The organism is Bartonella sp. CR127HXZ (assembly GCF_042194555.1).
GTDB classification, from domain to species: domain Bacteria; phylum Pseudomonadota; class Alphaproteobacteria; order Rhizobiales; family Rhizobiaceae; genus Bartonella; species Bartonella grahamii.
Genome location: NZ_JBHIMZ010000041.1, coordinates 1 through 1,739 on the forward strand (window position 1 = coordinate 1; position 1,739 = coordinate 1,739).

Consider the following 1,739-nt stretch of genomic DNA (forward strand, 5'->3'; position numbering starts at 1 on the left):
GCAGGAATTGGCGAACAAGATCTAGAAGCTTTTAGCATTTACGCTGCCAAAGCGGCTGTTGCTTTTGATATGACGGGGGATCAGATTGGGGAGCGCTTTGCCAAGTTGCGCAATGTCTTTAAGCTTAATCAAGCAGGCATTGAAGATCTAGGCGATGCGATCAACCATCTCTCTAACCACATGGCGGCCAAGGCAAGTGAAGTGTCTGATTTTACCAATCGTGCCACCGGTGCGGCAACCATGTTTAAGCTCACCGCGCGGGAAACAGCAGCATTTGGTACAGCGATGATTTCTGCTGGGATTGTTCCAGAGAGTGCCGCGCGTGGTTTTAATGCCATGAGTGCCCGTATTCAGGCAGGAGGCAAACATATTGAAGATGCTTTTGCCAATATCGGGCTTTCCCGCGAAAAATTTATGCAAGATCTGGACAAAGATGCCACCGGTACCTTGGTACGCTTTTTTGATGTTTTAGCGAAATCTGAACAGGGTATGCGTTCGCTGATTGCCATTGCTGGGCGCGATTTTACTGGTGATTTTGCCAAATTGGTGGGCAATCCCGAATTATTAGGGCAAGCTTTAGATTATGTGAAAGATCCACAAGTCTTTAAAGGTTCTGTAGAACAAGAAGCAGACAAACAAGCAACCGGTGCCATGCGGCAATTTGAACTTTTGCAAAACCGCATTGTGGCTTTGGGGATTAGCATTGGTGAAGTGCTTCTGCCCCCTGTCAACAGTTTGATGGAAAGTGTTGGCAATTTTACCAATGGGTTGATGGCGTGGGCGAATGCCCATCCCACTTTAACAAGCGCCATCATCAAAACCATTGCTGCCCTTATGGCTTTTAATATTGCTCTGCGCGTGTTGCGCTTTACTCTTGCCGGGACACGCCTTGGCTTGCTAAAGTTGATAGGCTCTTTGATCAAACTTGTTGGTGTGAGCGGTAAGCTTAAAACAAGCTGGCGTGGCTTAGCAGCCGCAGGGCGCTCCTTGAAGTTATTGATGGCAGGGCTTGGTGGGAGCGCGCTGCGTCTTTTACGCCCGATGACTTTACTCGTGGCAGCGTTTCGGGGTGTTATGGTCTCTGGTTCTGCATTCGCCGCCTCTTTTGGTTGGATAGGGGCAGCGATAGAAGTGGCTGGGGCAGCTATTGCCTCTGTTGTGGGGGCTGTTTTTACCCCAATAGGGGCTGTGGTTGCTGCTGTTGTGGCGGTCATACTGGCTGCTGGTTTTGTTTTGTGGAAATATTGGGATCGTTTCTCTTCCTTTGTTAAAGGCTTTGCACGGGGGATAGCACACGCTTTTGGTCGTGCCTTTGAAGCTGTTATGCGTTTTTTTGGTGCCGATACCACCACCATTACGCGTTGGAAAAATATAATCGCCAATGCTTTTGATTTCTCTGAACATTGGCAAAAGTTCAAACAAGGACTTGACGTTGTTGGCAGGTGGTTTGGCAATGTGTGGGAGGGCTTTAAACAAAGCCTTTCCAACTTTTGGAGCTGGTTGGGAAGCTTTTTTGCCCGCGAAAAGCTCTCTGATGCTGCCAAGGCAAGTATGGAACAAGCTGGGGAAGATTTAGCGAGTTGGATTGTCGATGGTTTTATGGGCACCATCTCACAATTGACAGATTTTTGTAATCTTTGCCTCATCGTATGAAGGGGTGGTTTGGGTCCATTAATTTAAGAGAGTTTTTGCCAAGTTTTTTGGGAGGCACAACAGCCATTCAACCGATTGCACAATTT

1 pseudogene is annotated in these 1,739 nt (G+C 47.8%); it reads left to right on the plus strand.

Annotated elements, in window-relative coordinates:
• Positions 1–1,739 (plus strand): annotated as a pseudogene (locus tag ACFIKY_RS08910) (phage tail tape measure protein); the annotation flags it as partial.